Origin of the sequence: Eleftheria terrae (assembly GCF_030419005.1) — a bacterium.
Taxonomy (GTDB): domain Bacteria; phylum Pseudomonadota; class Gammaproteobacteria; order Burkholderiales; family Burkholderiaceae_C; genus Caldimonas; species Caldimonas terrae.
In genome coordinates this window covers 592,004-611,713 of sequence record NZ_CP106951.1, presented here as the reverse complement: position 1 = coordinate 611,713, position 19,710 = coordinate 592,004, and the positions used below count along the sequence as shown (strand labels likewise).

Annotated in this window: 17 protein-coding genes; 13 read left to right on the top strand and 4 right to left on the bottom strand. The window is 70.6% G+C overall.

Annotated features, from left to right (window positions below):
• Positions 1–113: 113 nt before the first annotated feature.
• Entirely contained in the window at positions 114–791 is a 678-nt protein-coding gene (locus N7L95_RS02935) for a site-2 protease family protein (protein WP_301258316.1), read from the bottom strand.
• Between the two features lie 198 nt (positions 792–989).
• Here N7L95_RS02935 and N7L95_RS02930 point away from each other — a divergent pair, with 198 nt between their 5' ends.
• The 3 genes from N7L95_RS02930 to cysK all read left to right on the top strand — a co-directional run bounded on the left by N7L95_RS02930 (position 990) and on the right by cysK (position 3,189).
• The gene (locus N7L95_RS02930) at positions 990–1,526 is read left to right on the top strand and encodes a hypothetical protein (protein ID WP_301258314.1); all 537 of its coding nucleotides are present in this window, start codon (positions 990–992) and stop codon (positions 1,524–1,526) included.
• Positions 1,527–1,623: 97 nt separating this feature from the next.
• Positions 1,624–2,205, top strand: coding sequence for a hypothetical protein (locus tag N7L95_RS02925; protein ID WP_301258313.1), 582 nt, complete (start codon positions 1,624–1,626; stop codon positions 2,203–2,205).
• Positions 2,206–2,271: 66 nt separating this feature from the next.
• A complete protein-coding gene (gene cysK / locus N7L95_RS02920) occupies positions 2,272–3,189 on the top strand; it encodes a cysteine synthase A (protein WP_301258312.1) in 918 nt (305 codons plus the stop codon).
• A gap of 128 nt (positions 3,190–3,317) precedes the next feature.
• On the opposite strand, the gene treF is transcribed toward cysK, so the two are convergent.
• A complete protein-coding gene (gene treF / locus N7L95_RS02915; protein WP_301258311.1) occupies positions 3,318–4,979 on the bottom strand; it encodes an alpha,alpha-trehalase TreF in 1,662 nt (553 codons plus the stop codon).
• Between the two features lie 109 nt (positions 4,980–5,088).
• Here treF and N7L95_RS02910 point away from each other — a divergent pair, with 109 nt between their 5' ends.
• Genes N7L95_RS02910 through N7L95_RS02900 form a run of 3 tightly spaced genes read left to right on the top strand, consistent with a single transcriptional unit; the run spans position 5,089 to position 6,854 of the window.
• Positions 5,089–5,448, top strand: coding sequence for a hypothetical protein (locus N7L95_RS02910; RefSeq protein WP_301258310.1), 360 nt, complete (start codon positions 5,089–5,091; stop codon positions 5,446–5,448).
• A complete protein-coding gene (locus N7L95_RS02905) occupies positions 5,445–5,660 on the top strand; it encodes a hypothetical protein (protein WP_301258309.1) in 216 nt (71 codons plus the stop codon). Before N7L95_RS02910 ends, N7L95_RS02905 begins: the two co-directional genes overlap by 4 nt.
• 51 nt (positions 5,661–5,711) lie before the next feature.
• On the top strand, positions 5,712–6,854 hold the full coding sequence (locus tag N7L95_RS02900; protein WP_301258308.1) for a PepSY-associated TM helix domain-containing protein: 1,143 nt from the start codon (positions 5,712–5,714) through the stop codon (positions 6,852–6,854).
• A 224-nt stretch (positions 6,855–7,078) separates the two neighbouring features.
• Here the strand turns inward: N7L95_RS02900 and N7L95_RS02895 are convergent, their stop codons facing one another.
• A complete protein-coding gene (locus N7L95_RS02895; RefSeq protein ID WP_301258307.1) occupies positions 7,079–8,830 on the bottom strand; it encodes a DUF1963 domain-containing protein in 1,752 nt (583 codons plus the stop codon).
• On the opposite strand from N7L95_RS02895, the gene N7L95_RS02890 reads away from it, so the two are divergent.
• The 6 genes from N7L95_RS02890 (at position 8,807) to N7L95_RS02865 (ending at position 17,205) form a co-directional block, all read left to right on the top strand.
• Entirely contained in the window at positions 8,807–8,965 is a 159-nt protein-coding gene (locus N7L95_RS02890; protein ID WP_301258306.1) for a hypothetical protein, read from the top strand. The two genes, N7L95_RS02895 and N7L95_RS02890, sit on opposite strands and share 24 nt — an antisense overlap.
• Positions 8,966–9,329: 364 nt before the next feature.
• Entirely contained in the window at positions 9,330–9,689 is a 360-nt protein-coding gene (locus tag N7L95_RS02885) for a DUF2946 domain-containing protein (protein WP_301258305.1), read from the top strand.
• Positions 9,690–9,970: 281 nt separating this feature from the next.
• Positions 9,971–12,157, top strand: coding sequence for a TonB-dependent receptor (locus N7L95_RS02880; protein WP_301258304.1), 2,187 nt, complete (start codon positions 9,971–9,973; stop codon positions 12,155–12,157).
• A 12-nt stretch (positions 12,158–12,169) separates the two neighbouring features.
• Positions 12,170–13,699: a PepSY domain-containing protein gene (locus tag N7L95_RS02875; RefSeq protein ID WP_301258303.1), complete on the top strand. Its 1,530-nt coding sequence runs from the start codon at positions 12,170–12,172 to the stop codon at positions 13,697–13,699.
• A gap of 157 nt (positions 13,700–13,856) precedes the next feature.
• A complete protein-coding gene (locus N7L95_RS02870) occupies positions 13,857–15,119 on the top strand; it encodes a putative Na+/H+ antiporter (protein WP_301258302.1) in 1,263 nt (420 codons plus the stop codon).
• A 370-nt stretch (positions 15,120–15,489) separates the two neighbouring features.
• The gene (locus N7L95_RS02865) at positions 15,490–17,205 is read left to right on the top strand and encodes a site-specific integrase (protein WP_435870055.1); all 1,716 of its coding nucleotides are present in this window, start codon (positions 15,490–15,492) and stop codon (positions 17,203–17,205) included.
• Between the two features lie 52 nt (positions 17,206–17,257).
• On the opposite strand, the gene N7L95_RS02860 is transcribed toward N7L95_RS02865, so the two are convergent.
• Positions 17,258–18,490 carry a hypothetical protein gene (locus N7L95_RS02860; protein WP_301258301.1) on the bottom strand — a complete coding sequence of 411 codons (1,233 nt, stop codon included), beginning with the start codon at positions 18,488–18,490 and terminating at the stop codon, positions 17,258–17,260.
• A gap of 452 nt (positions 18,491–18,942) precedes the next feature.
• Here N7L95_RS02860 and N7L95_RS02855 point away from each other — a divergent pair, with 452 nt between their 5' ends.
• On the top strand, positions 18,943–19,422 hold the full coding sequence (locus N7L95_RS02855; protein WP_301258300.1) for a VOC family protein: 480 nt from the start codon (positions 18,943–18,945) through the stop codon (positions 19,420–19,422).
• The last annotated feature ends 288 nt before the right edge of the window (positions 19,423–19,710 follow it).

The following is a 19,710-nucleotide window of genomic DNA, read 5'->3' as shown; positions in this document are numbered from 1 at the left end:
GAGGTCGCCCGGCCCTCCAATCCCCGGACACGGGGTGCCGGCGGCGTGCGGCCCATCCGGGCACACCGCCCGTGAAGCAGGTCACGACACGGGACGCGGGCGACGCCGCGGGCTCAGCGCGCGGTGGTGGCGAACGCGGCACCCAGGGCAAGCAGCCAGCTCACGAAGCCGGCCAGGCTCACCCACACACCCACCTGGCCGAGGGCTGCGACGCCCGGACGGCCGGCCGGCACGCCGAGGCCGGCGCCCGCCAGGCGCACCACCGCGCCGCCATCGAACGGCGGCAGCGGCAGCAGGTTGAGGGCGGCCATCTTGGCGGCCACCGTACCGGCCAGGGTCCACGGCCCCGCCTGTGCGGCCCAGCGGCCCGCCTCGCCAACCAGCCGCTGACCCTCGGACAGCGGCTGCAGCGCACCGCGTACGATCTCGGCAAAGCCCGACAGGAAAGCGGCCGGCGCCTGCCACCCTAGCAACGCACCGGCCACCAGCAACAACATGGCCGGGCCGGCGACGCTCACCAGCGCCTGGCAGGCCAGCCCCTGCGCATCCAGCGCCGCACCGGCGGGCCAGGGGCCGCTGGGCGTCGCATCGCTGCTGTGGCTCAGCCGCACCGCGCCGCCGACAGGCAGCAAGCGACAGCGCAAGCGCCCGATGCGGGCCACCTCGGGCCCGAGGCCGAACACCACGTCCCGCAGGCCCACGCCGGCCAGCCGGCTGGCCACCACCACACCGAGGAGATGCAGGGCAGTGCCACATGACACAGCGAGGGCGATCGACAGGAAGGCAGGCATTGCTCAGGGGGGACATTGGCGGGCGAGCGGGGATTCTCCGCGAAGCGCGCCCTGGCCGGCATCCGCGAGGCAGCGGCGGCACCAGGAGAAGCAGGGCCGCCGCGAGCGTGCGCGCCGCGGCCGGCCAGGCCGCCCGTTTGCCTGGGCAGGAGCAGGTGCCGGGGCGGTTCCCGGCGCATCGCAACGCAGGAGATCTCGATGGACACGGCAAAGGACCACGGCGGCAAGAACACCAGTGGCAGCAGCGGCGTGCTGCAGGCCGCGAAGAAGGCGCTCGGCGAGCATCCGGCCGGCACGGTCGGCGGGGCCGTTGCCGGCCTGGCGGCGGGCGCGGTCGGCGGGCTGGCCGCAGGACCGGTCGGCAGCCTCGCCGGCGCAGTGGTCGGTGCGGCCACCGGGGCTGCCATGGGCGGCGGGGCGGGCCGGCCGGCAGGCGCGCCGCTGGAGGACGAGGCATGGCAGGCCCACCACGCGGCGCAGCCCTACGCCTCGGACGGGCGCAGCTACGCCGACTACGAGCCGGCCTACCGCTATGGCGCCGAAGGCAGCACCCGGCATGCCGGCGCCCAGCACTGGGAAGAGGTGGCCGGGCCGCTCGAAGCAGGCTGGGGCGACGCACGTGGCGGCTCGCCGCTGGAATGGCGCGAGGCGCAGCCCGCGGTGCGCTCGGCCTGGGAGCGCATGCGCACCGCATCGACGCCGCACGACGACAGCCCGGCGGGACGGCCCGACTGAAGCGGCCAGCCGCTGCAGCGCCACGGCGGCGCCGCGGTACGGCACTTGCCGGTCACCGGACAGCCGCCGGCGCGGCCTTCACCTCCAAGGACTGCCCATGTATCAACGACACATCGACCATCGCGAGCGCGGCGCCCACCGCGACGACACCGGGTTCTCGAACGCCGAATGGCGTGACAACGACACCCCTGGCTACGCAACACAGCCGAGCGAGTACTTCGGCGGCAGCCGCGACACCGTCCAGGGCGCGGCCCGGCCGGATGACCGCTTCGCCGGCTCGCCAGGCGCGACGACCCGCCAGGGCTTCGACCGCCACGGCGGCCACCCGGACGGCTTCCAGCGCGAGCGCGCCGCAGCCGTCTGGGAGCAGCCGGGCCGCTTTCCCGGTGATGACGACTACCAGCGCTGGCGCAGCGAGCAGCTGCGTCGTGCCGACGCCGACTACCAGCATTGGCGCGAGGAGCGCTACCGCCGCTTCTCCGACGACTTCGACAGCTGGCGGCGCGAGCGGCGCCAAGCCAGCGAGGCCGAGCTGGGCTTGCAGCGGGTGAGCTCGGGATCGCAGGGCATGCCGGTGTCCGCCGGCAGCGACCTGGGAGCCGACGACGGGCTGGCCTCGGGCCGTGACGTGGGCAATGCCGGCGGCCGGGCCGGCACGCCGTCCCCCGGCCGCAGCTAGCCCGGACGCGCGGCCGGTGCCGCTGTGACATGATGCCGACCTTCGTCTCGACACGCAGGAGCCGCCATGAAGGTCGACAACATTCTGCACACCATCGGCAACACGCCGCACATCCGCATTCAACGCCTGTTCGGCGCCGGCGCTTCGGTCTGGGTCAAGTCTGAGCGTGCCAACCCGGGCGGCTCCATCAAGGACCGCATCGCGCTCGCGATGGTCGAGGACGCCGAGCGCTCCGGTGCGCTGCGGCCGGGGGGCACCATCATCGAGCCGACCTCGGGCAACACCGGCATCGGCCTGGCGATGGTGGCGGCGGTCAAGGGCTACCGGCTGGTGCTGGTGATGCCCGACAGCATGTCGGTGGAGCGCCGCCGGCTGATGCTCGCCTATGGCGCGAGCTTCGAGTTGACCCCGCGCGAGAAGGGCATGAAGGGCGCCATTGCGCGGGCCATGGAGCTGTGCGAGGCCACGCCCGGCGCCTGGATGCCGCAGCAGTTCGAAAATCCGTCCAACATCGAGGTGCATGTGCGCACCACGGCACAGGAGATCCTGCAGGACTTTCCGCAAGGCATCGACGCGCTGGTGACCGGCGTCGGTACCGGCGGCCACATCACCGGCTGTGCCCGCGTGCTCAAGCAGGCCTGGCCGCAGCTCAAGGTGTTTGCCGTCGAGCCCGCGGCCTCGCCGGTGATCTCGGGCGGCAGCCCGGCGCCGCACCCGATCCAGGGCATCGGTGCCGGCTTCGTGCCGAAGAACCTCGACACCGGGCTGCTCGACGGCGTGGTGCAGGTCGACGCCGAGGCCGCACGCGAGATGGCCCGCCGCGCAGCGCGGGAGGAAGGACTGCTGGTGGGCATCTCCTCCGGCGCCACGCTGGCCGCCATCGCCCAGACCCTGCCCAACCTGAAGGCCGGCGCCACGGTGCTCGGCTTCAACTACGACACTGGCGAGCGGTACCTGACAGTGGAAGGGTTCCTGCCGGCCTGAAGCCGTGCGGGCCGGCGGCTTCGGCACCCGGTTCGCGCGGTGCGGGCCCGGCCTTCCCGCTGCCACCAGCAGCGCGCCGCCCGCAGCGCGGCGGTGCTCGACACCACGGCTCGTGGCTCACGCCTTGTTCAGGCCCCCACGGCGCCCAGCCCGCGCATCGTGGCGGCCTGCCGGCTCCGGTCGGCGGCCATCCGCCCGGGGTGGGACGCCAGCAGCCGCCGCGTCACGCCGTTTGTCCAGCCGAAGCCATCCTGCAAGGGGTACTCGCCACCGCCGCCGCCGCAGGCCTGGTCCTGCGGCGCTTGGCGCAACGCATATTTCTCCACCAGCTTGCCGTCGCGCCTGTAGACCTCCTGCACCGTCGCCAGCCAGCGGCCGGCAATCTGGTCAGCCAGCGCCTCATGCCCGTAGCGGGCCAGGCCGCAGACCGCCATCCACTGCAGCGGCGCCCAGCCATTGGGCCGGTCCCATTGTTGCGGCGACCACACCTCGGTGGTGGACAGCCCGCCCGGCGCCAGCAGGCGCCGCTGGACCGTCGTCGCCACCGCCGCGGCCTGCTGCGTACTCGCCATGCCGACGAACAGCGGCACCACGGTGGCAGCGGTGAGGCGCCGGCGCCGGCTGCCGGCCCGCCAGTCGTGGTCGAAGAAGGCGCCAGCCGCCGGATCCCACATGCAGCGCTGCATCGCCTCGCGGCGGGCCTCGGCGCGGGCGCGGTAGTGGGCGGCTTCGGCCGTGCGGGCGCGCGCCTGGCACAGCTCCGCCAGCTTGGTTTCCAGCTTGTGGAGCAAGGCGTTGAGGTCCACCGGCAGGATGGCCGTGGTCGCAATGTCCGACAGTGGCTCGCTGCCGGGCGGACCGTCCTCGGCCCCGCGCAGCCAGCGCGAGCTGAAGTCCCAGCCTGATTCGGCGGCGGCGCGCAGGTCGCGGTAGACCTCGTTCGCCGGCCGGCCGGCAGCCGCGGCGGCGGTGGCGACATCCTCGACATAGGCTTCCTCGCGCGGCGTGTCGCGATCGTCCCAGTAGCGGTTCAGCAGCGCGCCATCGGGCAGCTTCACCACCCGGCGGTGCGCCTGCCCGGGCGCCAGTGCGTCGGCGCCGTCCATCCACCAGGCGTATTCCTGCATCAGCTGCGGCAGGTAGCCCAGGCCTTGCGGGCCGCCGCAGCCCTCGCACATCTCCACCATCAGCGCAAAGACCGGCGGCTGCGACCGGCTGAGGTAGTAGGTGCGAGTGCCATTGGGCACATGGCCGTAGGTGTCGATCAGGTAGGCGAAGTTGTCGGTCATCGCTTGCAGCAGGTCGCGGCGGCCGCTGGGCGCCAGGCCGAGCATCGTGAAGTAGGAGTCCCAGTAGTAGAGCTCCGCGAACCGCCCGCCGGGCACCACGTAGGGATGCGGCAGCCGCAGCAGCGAGGAGCGGGCGGGATGCTGCAGCGGCTTGCGGGTCAGCACCGGCCACAGCGCGTCGATGTGGGCCTCGATCGGCTCCCCCGGCGAGCAGACATACCCGCTCGCCGGCAGGCCAGGCGGCTCGAAATGCCCACGCACGAAGGACGCCAGGTCGAAGCCGGGCCGGCCGGCCTGCTCACGGTAGGCGGCCAGAATGGCCTGCGGCTCCCCGCGCGGCGAGGCATCGACGAAGGTCTTGCTGTCCGCGAAGACACGCTGCGCCTGCACCGCCGTGAACAGCTCGGCATACCGGTCGGCCGGGGTCAGGGTGTCGTGGGCCGGGCAACGCCTGGCTGCGGCTTCGCGCCGCACCGCACTCCCGTAGCGCGACGGCTTCACCGCGCATCGCTGCGGGCCGCAGCGCCGCAGGACGCCGGCCGACGGCGCCGCCAGCCGGGGAGGGCAGGTGTCAAGGCCGCAGCAGCGGGCAGGATCGGTGTGCTCATTCGTGGTCAGTCCTGTTCATGCCGGAGCGCCGGGTGCCGACGCAGCCATCACCCCCTCGCGCCAGGCCACCGCGGCGGCGCCGGCCAGCAGCAACGCCGCCCCTGGCGCGGGCAGCAGGGCGCTGCTGCCCATTGAGCAAGCCCTGCGCCCGGCCCGCGATGCCCTGGGCGGGCGGTGGAGAAGTGACGGTTTTTTTATTAGAATGCGAATTAATCGCATTAATGTTCAACAGATGATCATCGATCCATGGACGCCACCGGCCGCCGGGGCCGGGCACCGCCGGCTCGGCCGCTTCCTGTCGGCAGCCGGCTGGCTGCGCGGGCTGACGCCGTCGGCAGCCGCAGGCGGGTCGTTGTCATGAAGCCGTCGACCCTGCGCATCTGGGGCTGGCCCGTCACCCTCGGCGTGCTGACCACCACCGGCTTGCTGAGCGCGCTGGTGTCGGACACCTGGGGCGACGCCTGGTCGTGGTTCGCGCTTGGTGTGCCGGTGGCCGTGATGGCCTGGTACGGCCTGCGCCGGCCCCGGGCAGGGGCCGATCGGCCTGCCACCGCCGCGGCCGCCATGGAATGACCCGCACCGCCATTTCGCCGCCCGTCGGCCGCCTTTCTGCCTGAGCCTGCCATGCCCAGCCCCCGTTCGCTCAAGACCCTGTCCTGGTTGCACAAGTGGAGCAGCCTGGTCTGCACCGTGTTCATGCTGCTGCTGTGCCTCACCGGGCTGCCGCTGATCTTCCACCACGAGATCGGCCACCTGCTGGGGACCGAGGTCGAGGCGCCTGCCATGCCGGCCGGAACGCCGCGCGCCAACCTCGACAAGGTGCTGGAGGTGGCACGCGCCAAGCATCCCGACCGGATCGTCCAGTACGCCTCGCTGCCCGAGGACGACGACGGCCTGTGGTTCGTCACGCTCACCCACACGCCGGAGCCGACCAACGACTTCCGCTCGGTGGCGGTGGACGCCCGCACCGCCGAAGTGCTGGCCCAGCCGCGCTTCGACGAAGGCTTCATGCATGTGATGCTGCGTCTGCACGTGGACCTGTTCGCCGACCTGCCGGGCAAGCTCTTCCTGGGGCTGATGGGCCTGCTGCTGCTGGTGGCCATCGTGACCGGCCTGCTGCTGTACGCGCCCTTCATGCGCAAGCTCGACTTCGGTGAGGTGCGCCGCCAGCGCTCGTCCCGCGTGAAGTGGCTGGACCTGCACAACCTGCTGGGCATCGTCACGCTGGTGTGGGCCCTGGTGGTGGGCGCCACCGGCATGATCAACACCTGGGCCGACCTGCTGATCAAGTACTGGCAGCACGACCAGCTCACCGAGCTGCTCGCGCCGTACCAGGGCGAGCCGATCGTGCCACCGGCCGAACGCGCCTCGGTGCAGCGATCGCTGGAGGCCGCGCTGGCGCAGGCGCCGGGCAAGAAGCTGTTCTTCATCGCCTTTCCCGGCACGGTGTTCTCCAGCCCGCACCACTACGCCTTCCTGATGCGGGGCGACGAGCCGCTCACCTCGCGCCTGCTGCAGCCGGTGCTGGTGGACGCCCGCACCGCCCAGGTCACCGCCGCGCCCGGGCTGCCGTGGTACCTCGACGCCCTGCTGATCTCGCAGCCGCTGCACTTTGGCGACTATGGCGGCATGCCGATGAAGATCCTGTGGGCCTTGCTCGACATCGCCACCATCGTGGTGCTGGGCAGCGGGCTCTACCTGTGGCTCAAGCGCAAGCCGGCCGGCGCGAAGGCCGAGGCTGGCACCCCGGCACTCACGACGAGCTGAGGACCCGCCGCCTCGTGGAAGGGGCGGGCATCACCCGCATGCCCCGCGAGCGCGGCCGCCCTCGTCGCGGCGCCAGCCCCGCTGCGGGCCTGGGCGCCGCCGCCGGCCGCCGCCACGATCCACCGCCCCGGGCAGCCGCCACCGGCTTGGTGCCCCGCCGACCGATGCCAGCACATTGCAGGGCCGGTGGCGGTGGTGGCTGCCGCGCTCGAGCGGCCGCGGGGTCAGTAGCTCTCGAGCGACACCTGCACGTGCGAGAAATCGCCCAGCGCCAGGTCCTTGCGGTGAATGGTGAAGGTCAGCCGCCCGGCGTCCCAGAAGCTGAAGCCCGGGCGTGGATCGGAGTACAGGCTCAGCAGGTTCACCCATTCGTCGAGCTGCCCGCCGTGGACCGCCATGGCCTGCTCCTCCGGGCTGTCTCCCTGCGTGGACACATGCGCGTTCTGCACGTGCACATCCTGCAGCAGCTCTTCGCTGCCGGCCAGTTCGATGCCGAGCGCGTGGTAGGCCGCCTCCTGCGGCCCCTCATCCCGGATCTCCAACAGCCCGGCGTCCTCACCGGTCAAGCGGTGCGAAGCACGGTACAGGACCGGCAGCGACACCATGACGTCCGCGGTGGCACGGTAGCCCGCCTGTTCGGTGGGCACCTCGCTTCCGTCCACGAAGCAAGCGCCGTCGCTCCACACATGGGGCCTGAGCCTCGCGCGTGGCGACGTGTCATGCAACACGAGCGTGCGGTCCTCCGCATCCAGGCCTTCGGCGAAGAAATAGAGCCGGCCGGTGCGCGGCAACCACGACTGCAGGCCGGCCACCGCCTCCAGGTCCAGCTGGGCATAGAAGTGCCAGTACCGGTCCTCGGTCATCGGGTAGTGGATAGCGGGCGGCAGGTCCGGCGCGCCGCCGAAGCGCGTGCCACCGGGCACCGCCGGCTGATCCGGGGTGGTGGTGCGCCAGCGCAGCGCCTGCCGGGCATGGCGGAGCAAGGCGGGCGCGTGCTGCGCCAGCCCCTGCCGCGCCAGCGCCGGCTGCAGCCAGGCAAGGAGCCCGGGGTGGCTGCGCGCCAGGAACAGCTCCGCATTGGCCGGCAGCTCGATGTCAGGGCGGTAGCGGGTGTCGAGGTAGAGCGCACGATGGCGGGGATCGACCCGCACCGACTCGATCCGGGCAAGGGAGGCGGGCAGGGATGCAAAGGGGTTGCCGCGCAAGTCCAGCTGCTTCAGTGCGGGCAGGTGGCCGATGTACTCGGGCAGCAAGGTGAGCTGGTTGTGCGAGAGGTCCAGCACCTCCAGCCTGTCGAGCTGCGCCAAGCTGTCGGGCAGGCTGCACAAGGCGCCGCCGGTGAAGCTCAGGCGGCGCAGGCCGCGCAGCCGCCCGATCACTTCCGGCAGCTGTCGCACGCTGCTGTTGCCGATGTGCAGGTCCGTCAGGGACTGCAGGCTGGCAAGCGCCTCGGGCAGCGTGGTGAAGCGCGCGTGGCCCTGCGAGGCGAAGGTCAGCGACAGCGTCTCCAGCTGCCGCCAGCGCAGCACTTCCGCCGGAAACTCGTCGAGCCGCGGCGTCTCCCGGGTCCATGGCTGGTACCAGCTCAGCCGGCGCACGCGCTCCGGCGCCACGGCCAGCGCGGCTTCGATGCTGTCGTAGTAGCGAGGCCGCAGCTGCACGCTGCCGCCCGGGCCATGGCGCACGAGCTCCAGCGGCACCCCCGCGGCCTCGTCGTCATGCTCGCGGCGCAGCCGGCCCTTGAGCGCGATGCGGTGGGGCGCCAGGTCCACGTCGCCGAAGAACCTGAGCCCGTAGCGCAGCCCGTTCCAGAACAGCGAGAATTCGATGCCATGCGACCTGTCAGGGTAGCGGAACACATGGTGCGGCTCGCCACTGCGGTCGTCGAAGTGGAGGGTGGCACTGTAGAGGTGCGGTGCGGCCGCGCCCTCATCCGGATCGAAGGCCTCGGCATGCAGGCCGGCATCGAACGGCATTGGCACGCCCTTCAGATCGAAGCGCATGCCGCCGTCGACAAACTCGATCCGGCAGTCCTGCGCGAAGGCGAAATCGGCTTTCCCGATCCGGAAGACGTCCTGTGGGGCAGAGCAGGGCTGCTGGCTCATGGATGAAGCGGGTGGTGCAAGCGGGTTTCGGCAGTGCAGGGCATGGCGGCGTGCTTCAGGGGTTGCTGAGAACCGGGCCGCCACCCGCTGGCACCGGCCTCTGGCCCTCTGCCGCAAGGCGGCCGGAGGCTCGCTCGCGACAGCATCCGGGCCAGCGGGGCCGGGCCGCCGCCAGGCTGGCGCGTGCAGCAAGACCCCACCGACTGTACCGGCCCGGCGACCGCGCCTGCGGGTCGAAGGCTGGGCGATTGTCGCAGGGTCGTACCTGCTCTTGATCTTCATCAGTGGGCCGGCATTTCCTTGCTGGCGACGAGCCAGGCGGCACGGCGTGGCGGTCGCTGGCGGCAACCGCTGTGTGACAATTCAGCGCATGCACCGCCTGCGCTCATCCCAGCTCGCCCGCCTGGTCCTGGCGTGGCTGGCCTTGACGCTCGGCTTGGCGATTGCATCGCCGGTGCTACATCCCAAGGCCATCGATGTCGTCTGTTCCGCAGATGGCAGCATGAAGCTGGTCATCGTGGGCGACGATGGCGAGACGGCCCCGGCCAGCGTGCACGGCACGCTCGACTGCCCCCTGTGCCTCCCGGCCGCAGTGCCTCTGCCGCTGGCGACCATGGCGCTTGAGCCAGCCCAGCCACTGGCCCATGCCGTCCACCGCGCGTATGCGGCGCACATCGCCGCGCTGGTGGGCGCGCCACTGCCTCCCCGAGGTCCGCCGCACACGGCCTGACGACCGGCCCTGACGGTTTCAGCGCACACACGCACCAAGCCACTCGCCGCCCTTGAGCCGCCCCCCAGGGCGCTCGCCGGCCTCGGCCCAAGCGTGGCTGCAGCTCGCCGCCTCACGGGCCAGCACGTCCTTCCTGCGCTCTTGCGCCCCTTGCCCGCGCGGCGCCGCATGCGCCGCCCGATGCCGTGCCCGGCCGAGTGCGAGCGCACCCGTCCAGCCTTGCAGCCCAGCGCGCCTGCCGCAGCGCCTGGTGCCCCGCCCAACCGAATGCTTGCTTCATCATGCCTGCCCCCGCTTCCCTGTTCTCCCCGCGCGCCGTGAGCCTTGGCCTGTCGTGCCTCGTGGCCACCGCCACCCCCGTTGCACGGGCACAAACCACTCCCTCGACCACCTTGCCGGCAGTCAAGATCCGGGCCAGTGCACCGGAGCCAAACGGCCGGTTGCAGCTCGACCTTCCTGCCGACACCGGCAGCCGCCTCGGCCTCACGCCTCGGCAGACACCGGCCACCGTCAGCATCATCGACCGCAACACCATCGACACCCGCGGCGCCCAGGACACGCAGGAGATCCTGCGGGCCGTGCCGGGTATCACGGCCCACAACGCACCGGGCAACATCGGCGTGAGCTACCGCGGCTTCAGTGGCGGCTCCGTCACCCAGTTGTTCAACGGCATCCACCTGCAGTACACGATCGCAGCCCGCCCGGTGGACAGCTGGATCTACGATCGCGTGGAATCGATCGGCGGCCCGTCCAGCTTCCTGTTCGGCGCAGGCGGGGTGGGTGGCTCCATCAACTACATCACCAAGCTGGCCGAGCGCCACGACATCTCGGAAGCCCGCCTGCGCCTGGGCACCCAGCGGCTCAAGGAGGCCTCAGTCGGGCTGAACCGGCGCATCGCCGGCGACGGATCCGGCGCTGGCGACCATCACATCCGCATCGACCTCAACTACCGCCGCGCCGACGGCTGGACCGATGGCACCGGCACCCGCTCGACGCAGCTGGCCACGTCGCTCCTGTCGGATCTGGGGCAGGGCGTGACCCACACGCTGGCCTACGAAGCGCAGGACGAGGCGGTCGACCGGCCCTACTGGGGCACGCCCTTGCTGAACCCGCCCGGCGCGTCCCTGCGGGTCGACCCGCGCACCCGCGACAAGAACTACAACAGTGCCGACGGCCTCTACGAGCAGCGCGTGCAGTGGTTGCGCTCGATCACCGACTGGCGCCTGAGTGACAGCACCCGCTTGAAGAACACCTTCTACGCCTACGACGCGCTGCGCGACTACCGCAACGTCGAGTCCTACCGCTTCGATGCCGGCAACACGAGCGTCATCCGTTCCGCCACGCTGCTGCAGCGGCACGACCAACGGCTGGTGGGCGACCGCATCGAAGGCAGCCACCAGGGCCAGGCCTGGGGCCACCGAAGCGACTGGGCCTGGGGCCTGGACGTCAGCGTCAACAAGCAGACCCGCTTCCCGAACAGCCTGCCCGGCACGGTCAGCACGGTGGACCCCTATCGCTTCGACACCGAGAACTTCTTCGACATCCCGGGCATGAAGCGCGGCTTCCGCCCCGACCGCGACAACAAGGTCACCACCACCGCGCTGTACCTGGAAAACCGCACGGCCCTCGTGCCGGCGCTGCACCTGGTGACGGCCCTGCGCCATGAACGCATCAAGCTGGAACTGAAGAACCGCCGGGAGGTCACTGCTGCGAGCCCGGCCAGCTTCCAGCGCAGCTACCACCCCAGCACCGGACGCATCGGGCTGGTCTGGGACCTGGCGCCCGGCGCCATGGTGTACGCGCAGTACGCCACCGCGGCCGATGCGCCGTCCGGCGTGCTGTCGACCGCCTCCTTCTCCGACGTGCGCAACAACAGCGAGCTGACCACCGGCCGCCAGGCCGAGATCGGCAGCAAGCTCGACTTCTGGCAAGGCAAGGGCACCGCCACGGTGTCCGCCTTCACCATCCGCCGCAAGAACATCGCCACCCAGGACGCCGACAACAGCGCGCTGACGGTACTGGTGGGCGAGCAATCGTCGCGGGGCGTCGAGCTCGCCGTGGGCCTCAAGCCGGCGGCCGGCTGGTCGGTGCAGGGCAACGTCAGCCGCGTCGATGCGCAGTACGACCGCTTCCGCCAGGGCGGCATCTCCCTGGCCGGCAAAACGCCCACCAACACGCCGGAGACAGTCGCCAACCTGTGGGTGTCCTATGCCTTTGCCCCTTCCTGGCAGGCCAGCATGGGCGTGCGCCACGTCGGCAAGGCATACGCCGACGCGGCCAACACCATGAGCTGGTCGGCCTACACCTTGGTGGACCTGGGCCTGAGCCACCAGGTGAACCGCAACATCTCGGTCGTCGGGCGCATCCGCAATGCCACCGACCGCCTCTACGCGGCCAACCTGACGTCCACCATGGCCTACCTCGGCGCGCCCCGCACGGCGGACCTCGCGCTGCGGGTGTCGTTCTAGCCGGCCAGCGCCATGGGAGCTTCCGTCAAGCGCTGGCTGTTCCTGGTCCACCGCTGGCTGGGCGTGGTCGCCTGCCTCTTCTTCGCGATGTGGTTCGTCTCCGGCGTCGTGATGATGTATGTGGGCTACCCCAAGCTCACCGAGGCCGAGCGCCTGCAACACCTTCCGCCCCTCGACACGGTGGGCCCGCTGCTCGGGCCAGCGCAGGCGCTCGAGGCGGCCGGCGTGCCGCAGCCGCTGAAGGCGCTGCGGCTCGCGGTGGCCAGCGGCGGCCGGGCCGTCTACCTGGCCATGCCCCAGCAGCCCGGCCAGCCGCCGGTGGTCATCGACGCCCGGCATGGCGGGGTGCTGCGCTCGATCGACGCCGGGCATGCCATGGCGAGCGCGGCCGCCTATGCGGGTGGCAGCACCGGGCTGCGATACCTCGGCACGGTCGATGAGGATGCGTTCACCCATTCACGGGCCCTCGACCCGCACCGGCCGCTGCACCGGGTGCAGTTGCAGGACGACGCTCAGACGCTGCTGTATGTGTCGGGCCGCACCGGCGAAGTGGTGCGCGACGCGCCGCGGGCCGAGCGCCTATGGAACTACGCCGGCGCCTGGATCCACTGGCTCTACCCCTTCCGCGGCAACGGTTTCGACCGCTACTGGGCCGACATCGTCAACTGGCTGTCGATCGGCGGCATCGTGGCCGCGCTCAGCGGAACGGTCGTCGGCCTGCTGCGCTGGCGCTTTGGCCAACCGTACCGCAGCGGCTCCCGCACACCCTATCGCGGCGGCATGATGCGCTGGCACCACCTCTCGGGCCTGTTGTTCGCCGCGGTCACGCTCACCTGGATCTTCAGTGGCCTGATGTCGATGAACCCGTGGCGGGTGTTCGACAACGGCGCGCCGCCGCTGCGCACCGAAGCGCTGCAGGGCGGCCCCCTGGCGATCGATGCGCAGGACCTGCCGCCGCAGGCGCTGGTCGCCTCCGCCGGTGGGGCGGGGCGCGAGTTGCAATGGGTTCGCACACTGGGCGAGACCACGGTGCGGGTGCTCGGCGCTGGCGGGCGCCCCGCGCTGCTCGACAGCCGGACGGGCCGCCAACGCACCCTCGACCCCGGCGCACTGCTGGCCGCGGCGTCCCGCCTGCTGCCCAGCCGTGTCGCGCGAGTGGAGCGGCTCACCACCTATGACCTGCACTACTACACCCGCGACGCCCACACGATGACCGGCGGCACAGACAAGCCGCTGCCGATATGGCGCGTGGTGTTCGCGGATGCGCATGCAACCTGGGTGCACATCGACCCCCACACCGGCGCCGTGCTGGGCCGCACCGACGACAGCCGGCGCATCAGCCGCTGGCTGTTCGCCATGCTGCACAGCTGGGACTGGCTGCCGCTGCTGGAACGCCGGCCCTTGTGGGACATCGTGCTCATCACGCTGAGCGTGGGCGGCGTGCTGTTGAGCGGCACCGGCATCATCATCGCCTGGCGCAGGGTGCGGCTGAAGCTGAGATCGCCGCGGCGCGGCGCGCGGGGCATCGCTGCCGCAGGCTGACGTGCGGCCGGCGACGCCGTGCGGGAAGCACCCCAGCGCCAGCCGGGAAGCGGGTCTGCGTTAGACTTCGCCCTCGGGTGTTGGGTGGCCGAACGGCGACGCAGCAGGTTGACGCGACGGTCGGGCCGCCTCGCGGCTTGTTCACGCCTGTCCTGCCATGTCTGCTCACACCTCGGAACTGGTCGCCGCCGTCCTTTTCGCGCTGGCGCTCATCCACACCTTCACCGCCAAGAACTTCGAGCGGCTCTCCCATCGGTATCCACGCCACGAAGGCCTGTTCCACCTGCTCGGCGAGGTGGAGGTGGTCTTCGGCCTCTGGGCGATCGTGCTGGTGATCAGCCTGGCGCTGCTGCTCGGCTCGGGGCCAGCGTTGCAGTACGTGGAATCGCGCAACTACACCGAGCCGCTGTTCGTTTTCGTCGTCATGGTGGTTGCCGCCTCACGGCCGGTGCTGCTCACGGTGCAATGGCTGGTCGGCTGGCTGGCACGGCTGCTGCCCTTGCCACAGCCCGTCGCAATGACCTGGCTCGGCCTCGCGGCCGTGCCCCTGCTGGGCTCGGTGATCACTGAGCCGGCCGCCATGACCATCGCGGCCCTGATGCTCGCGCCGCGGGTGTTCCGCACCGAGCTGCCGGAGCGGGTGAAGTACCTCGCCCTGGGCGTGCTCTTCGTCAACGTGTCGATCGGTGGCACGCTCACTTCCTATGCCGCACCTCCGGTCCTGATGGTCGCGTCCACCTGGCAATGGAGCAGCGGCTTCATGCTGGCGCATTTCGGCTGGAAGGCGGCCCTCGCCGTCATCATCAATGCATCCATCGCCACCTATGCGCTGCGCCGCCACCTGGGCTCCGCGGAAGCGGAGGCCGCCGCAGGGCCGGGCGGCCAGCGGGTGCCCTTGACGGTGGCGATCATCCACCTCGCGCTGCTGTGCGGCGTGGTGGTGCTCGCCCATCACCCGGTGGCCTTCCTCGGCCTGTTTCTGCTGTTCCTAGGGTTCACGCAGGCCTACGAGCGGCACCAAAGCCCGCTGTTGATCAGGGAAGCGCTGCTGGTGGCCTTCTTTCTGGCGGGCCTGGTCGTGCTGGGCGGCATGCAGCGGTGGTGGCTGCAGCCCATCGTCTCCCAGCTGGAGCCGGTCGCGCTGTTCTTCGGTGCGCTGGGCTTGACGGCCATCACCGACAACGCGGCGCTGACCTACCTCGGCTCGCTGATCTCCGGCATGTCGGACCCGGCCAAGTACATGCTCGTCAGTGGCGCGGTCGCCGGCGGTGGCCTCACCGTCATTGCGAACGCACCCAATCCGGCCGGCGTGGCCCTGCTGAAACGCGGCTTCGCCGACGAGACGGTGGGCGCCGGTGGACTGCTGCTCGGGGCGCTGGGCCCCACCCTGGTCGCCGCGGCCGCGTTCCTGGTGTTCTGAGAGACCGACCCCGGCTGAAGGGGAGGCCGCTGCGGCCTCCCGCAAGAACCCAGGACAGGGCAGCTGTCCTGCTTCCCCGCCGCGCAGTGCCCTCGCACTCGCTGGCCGCCGGCTCACTCCTCGGTTCGGCCACCGCTGACCGCCTCGGCCGCCGCGGCGCTGCTCGCCGGCCTTCATGCTGATTCGTCCTGCGCGCCGCTGGGCTGGGCTGAGCTGGACTCAGCTGAGCGGCAGGCAGGCCAACGCCTCCGTTGTCCGCCGGGCGTCCGGTCCCTCAGGTCCTTCAGGCCCATCGCACAATGCCAAAAAACGACTATTGCGATAACTCTTCTTATCGCAATAGCAGCTCCATCTGCATAAACTGCTGGGCATGAAATCTTCCAACACCGCCATGGCCCTTGCACAGGATTGCGATCCGCAGGGCTTTCCCAGCCCGGCCGAGCTGGCCGCCCTGCGTGGCTGGTATGCCGGGCTGCCAGCGCGCCAGGCGGTGGTGCATTACCTCGGCGATCGCAAGGCGACCGGGCAGTCGTCTCGAGCCATGATCACCGCCATCCGGCGCAAGCTGGCGCTGTTCGCGCGGGCGCGGCACCGCGATGAACTGGCCGAGGTGATCCTGCACCCGCCTGCCGAGCGGCTCGAACGGGCCAAGGCGGTGCTGCGTACCGTCGAGGCGCTGCGTCGAATGCCGCTGCCTCAGCCGCTGATCACCGACGACATTGCACGGTGGTTGCCGGCCCGCGCGGTCGGGGCCTTGCAGCAGCAGGGCATCCGCACGCTGGCGGAGCTGACGCTGCGCATTCCCCGGCGGCGACGCTGGTGGGCCAGCATCCGCGGCCTGGGTGCACACGGCGCCGCGCAGATCGAAGCGTTTTTCGCGGCCCATCCGCAACTCACCGAGCGGGCGAGGGCGCTCATCGTCGTGCCCGCCTCGGAGACGGCGCCTTGGGAGCAGCTGGTGGTGCCTGCCGAGGTCGACGGATCGCGCGGGCAGTTCCGTGCACCGCAAGCCACCTGCACCTTGGCTGCCACCAACGACTACCAGGCGGTGCAGGCCTGGCTTGCCTTGCAGGAGTCGCCCGCCACGCAGAGGGCCTATCGCAAGGAAGCCGAGCGCCTGATGCTCTGGGCCATCCTGGAGCGGGGCAGGGCGCTGTCGTCACTGACCACCGAGGACGCGATCGCCTACCGGCAGTTTCTGCGCCGCCCCACACCGCGCGATCGCTGGGTCGGCCCGGCACGCTCCCGCAGCTCGCCGGAATGGCGCCCCTTCCAGGGTGCCCTGTCGGCGCGCTCGGTGGCCTACGCGCTGTCGGTCATCGGCGCCTTGTACCGCTGGCTGATCGAGCAGCGCTACCTGCTGGCCAACCCGTTCTCCGGCGTCACGGTGAAAGGCGCCAAGCGCAGCGCGCCGCTGGACGCGGCCCGCGGCTTCTCCGAGCACGAGTGGCCCTTGCTGCGCTCCATTGCCGATGCCATCGAATGGACCGGCGGCTGGACCAAGGAGGGCGCCCAGCGGCTGCGCTTTCTGCTCGACTTCTGGTATGCCACGGGTCTGCGTCCCCACGAGGTGGTGGCCGCGCGGCTTGGCGCCCTGCGGCGCGATGACCATGGCGACGACTGGCTGAAGGTGATCGGCAAGGGGAACAAGGAGGGCGAAGTGGCGGTGCCGCTGTCGGCCATGGCGGCGCTGGAGAACTACCTGGTGCAGCGCCACCTGCCGGTGACGCGTGCGCGGTGGGACCCGGGCACGCCCTTGGTGCCCAGCCTCGCGGAGGACGGCAGCGGCATCACGCCGGCGCGGCTGTGGGCCATCCTGCAGCGGTTCTTCCGGCACGCTGCCGAGCGGCTCGAGCCGTCGAGCCCCGCGACCGCGGAGAAGCTCCGCCGCGCCACCCCGCACTGGATGCGCCACACCCACGCCACCCATGCCCTGGCCTACGGCGCGGAACTCACCACCGTGCGCGACAACCTGCGGCATGCGTCGGTGGCCACGACCTCGGTCTACCTGCACACCGACCAGGTCAAGCGGGCCCGGCAGATGCGCGACGCGTTTCCGGTCAAGCGGGTGCCGCGCCGGCCGTGATGCCGGCAGGCCGGCTGGCGCGTGGAAGGCCGGCCGATGCAAGGGAAGGGACCTACGGAGGATTCAAGCCGGCAGCATTTGGGTCGGCGATTCGCACTTCCGCGTGGTGCCAGACGATGCAGGCATCGTTGTTGGCCGGCTCGGTGAGGCGGTACCTGTACAGCCCCCACATGGCCCGGTAGAGGTCCGGCGTCGCCGGACCATAGATCGTGTTGTCGGTCAGGAAATACCGCGGCGCGTCCGCGGAGCTCAGCATCCGGACAGCCTGCCGGTCGTGCCACAGGGCCAGAGAGGCCTGGCCACCGTCCGCCTGGCTGAGCCAGTCGGGAAAGATGTCGATGACAAACCGGTGCACCTGCCTGATGCCGTTTTCCACGACCAGCAGCCCGGGCACTCGCGCGACTTCCTGCTCCGGCTGTTCGTTCCTGAGCCTGCGGGTCATCACCACGTCGAACTTGTTGTCGACCTCCTGGTCAAGGGTGTTCTTACGCAATTCAAGCGTCACCGACGGATAGTTGAACGCCTGGCCGATGCTGCCGGCCTTGTTCTCTCCCTTGAACTGGAAAATCAGGACCGACTCTCCTTTCAGGTTCCATTCAAAGGCGGCATCGCCCAGATGGAAATGGCAATAGAAGCGCAGCCATCTCCGGTTCGGGACTTGATGGCTGTACAGCTGAACCCGCGGGTGCCGTGCAACCAACCCGTCGCCCTTGCGCTGCAGCATGAACAGACGCCGAAATTCCGCATTGAAGAAGACCCGCTTCTCACCCAGATGTTGGTGGAGCGACGCGGCCTGCACCTCCACCCGGCAAGGAGGATCGCCACTCGCCTCCATGTTCTGGTTGATGCCGTCCTGCGTTTCCTTGTCGAAGGTGCAGGCGGTATAAGCCTTCCTGTCTGATGTGCCGAACTGGACGCTCCAGGGCTGCGCCACTGCGTCCTTGATCAAGCCGGCGGAAGGGGTGGGATTGGTGTCCGCCCTTGCCTTGGGGACGCCCGCAAAGCACTGCACGCGGCGTTTCCCGCCAGTGTTCGCGATGACCCATGTTTCGCCGTTGGAGACCGGCGAGGTCATTGCCGAGCCGTCGGGCCCTTTCTTCACCTCGAAGGTATACGGGTCCACAAAGCCGGAGAGCCCTTGCGCCTGGCCCGCGGAGCCGGTGGCTTCGGCAGGCACGTCCTGACCGCCGCCACAGCCGGCGAGGCTGCTTGCTGCCAAGGTGGTGTTCAGTGCCGTTGTGGCTCCTTCGACAAGGAGACGACGACGTTGCAGGTCAACGCTCATGGGGATCGCCCCTTTCAGCCCGTGGAATGAAGCTGCACGCATTATGGGAGTTGCGGACGGCGCCCGGCCCTAGCGCACGGACAACCGGCGCGTCCCGAGGGTGGCGGGAGGCGGCCTGGCCGCCACCAGGGTCATCAGCGAGGGGGAGGAGGGCAGTGCGCCCGACACGTTGACGCTGCCCCGCTGGAAGGGGGTCGCGACCGCCGTGGGTCGTGGGACTGGTGGCGACGAGCGATCCAGGCCTCGAGCAGCCCGACTGCCAGCGCAGCGCCGCGCTGCGAATGCCGTTCATGCAGAAAGCTCGGGCTTCACGGGCCACCACCTCGCTCGTCGCCATGAGGGGGCGTCTAATATCGACGGCCGGCAGGCCCTTGCACTGCAGTGTCGTCTCAACGAACCCCTGCGGTTGCGCGGTGGCCCGCCCCACACCGGTCATGAACGGGAGAACGAATGTGATCAGCAAGAACACCCTCTGTCTCTGGTATGACGGCACCGCCCTGGAGGCCGCGCAGTTCTACGCCGAGACATTCCCCAACAGCGCGGTGGGAGCGATCCACCGCGCGCCGGGCGATTACCCGTCGGGCAAGCAAGACGACGTGCTGACGGTCGAATTCACGGTGATGGGCATTCCGTGCCTCGGGCTCAACGGTGGCCCGGCGTTCAAGCACAGCGAGGCGTTCTCGTTCCAGGTGGCGACGGACGACCAAGCCGAGACTGATCGGCTCTGGCATGCGATTGTCGACAACGGCGGCCAGGAGAGCGCCTGCGGCTGGTGCAAGGACAAGTGGGGCCTGTCGTGGCAGATCACGCCCCGGGTCCTCATTGCCGCGATCGCCCATCCGGACCGAGCGGCGGCCAAGCGCGCCTTCGACGCGATGATGCAGATGAGAAAGATCGACATCGCGACGATCGAAGCGGCGTTGCGCGGCTGAAACTCATCACCAGCCGTGGCGCACGGTCGCCGGTGGTCGTCGCCGGTTCCCCAGTCCCCGGGGTCGGGGCCGGCGGGCCGGGGGACGGCGAACCGCGTGGCGGACGAGCCAGCCTGTCAGCCTGAGCAAGTCGAGCATGGAAACTGAATAGGGCCACCGAGCAGGTGTCGATCCCTCGAGGCCGAAGCTGGACGCACCCAGCAACGCGGGGAGCGCTGGGGCAGCCCGATGCAAAGCGCGGATTCGAGGCGCGTTGGTGGCCGTCGCGAGGAGCGGCGGCAGGTTGTC

What these genes read in the sequence shown, in the direction of transcription:
- N7L95_RS02860 (WP_301258301.1), bottom strand. Translation starts at nt 18,490, where the DNA reads ATGAGCGTTGACCTGCAACGTCGTCGTCTCCTTGTCGAAGGAGCCACA.
- cysK (WP_301258312.1), top strand. Translation starts at nt 2,272, where the DNA reads ATGAAGGTCGACAACATTCTGCACACCATCGGCAACACGCCGCACATC.
- N7L95_RS02900 (WP_301258308.1), top strand. Translation starts at nt 5,712, where the DNA reads ATGCCCAGCCCCCGTTCGCTCAAGACCCTGTCCTGGTTGCACAAGTGG.
- N7L95_RS02895 (WP_301258307.1), bottom strand. Translation starts at nt 8,830, where the DNA reads ATGCCGTTCGATGCCGGCCTGCATGCCGAGGCCTTCGATCCGGATGAG.
- N7L95_RS02875 (WP_301258303.1), top strand. Translation starts at nt 12,170, where the DNA reads ATGGGAGCTTCCGTCAAGCGCTGGCTGTTCCTGGTCCACCGCTGGCTG.
- N7L95_RS02865 (WP_435870055.1), top strand. Translation starts at nt 15,490, where the DNA reads ATGAAATCTTCCAACACCGCCATGGCCCTTGCACAGGATTGCGATCCG.
- N7L95_RS02930 (WP_301258314.1), top strand. Translation starts at nt 990, where the DNA reads ATGGACACGGCAAAGGACCACGGCGGCAAGAACACCAGTGGCAGCAGC.
- N7L95_RS02905 (WP_301258309.1), top strand. Translation starts at nt 5,445, where the DNA reads ATGAAGCCGTCGACCCTGCGCATCTGGGGCTGGCCCGTCACCCTCGGC.
- N7L95_RS02935 (WP_301258316.1), bottom strand. Translation starts at nt 791, where the DNA reads ATGCCTGCCTTCCTGTCGATCGCCCTCGCTGTGTCATGTGGCACTGCC.
- N7L95_RS02925 (WP_301258313.1), top strand. Translation starts at nt 1,624, where the DNA reads ATGTATCAACGACACATCGACCATCGCGAGCGCGGCGCCCACCGCGAC.
- N7L95_RS02870 (WP_301258302.1), top strand. Translation starts at nt 13,857, where the DNA reads ATGTCTGCTCACACCTCGGAACTGGTCGCCGCCGTCCTTTTCGCGCTG.
- N7L95_RS02890 (WP_301258306.1), top strand. Translation starts at nt 8,807, where the DNA reads ATGCAGGCCGGCATCGAACGGCATTGGCACGCCCTTCAGATCGAAGCG.
- N7L95_RS02885 (WP_301258305.1), top strand. Translation starts at nt 9,330, where the DNA reads ATGCACCGCCTGCGCTCATCCCAGCTCGCCCGCCTGGTCCTGGCGTGG.
- N7L95_RS02880 (WP_301258304.1), top strand. Translation starts at nt 9,971, where the DNA reads ATGCCTGCCCCCGCTTCCCTGTTCTCCCCGCGCGCCGTGAGCCTTGGC.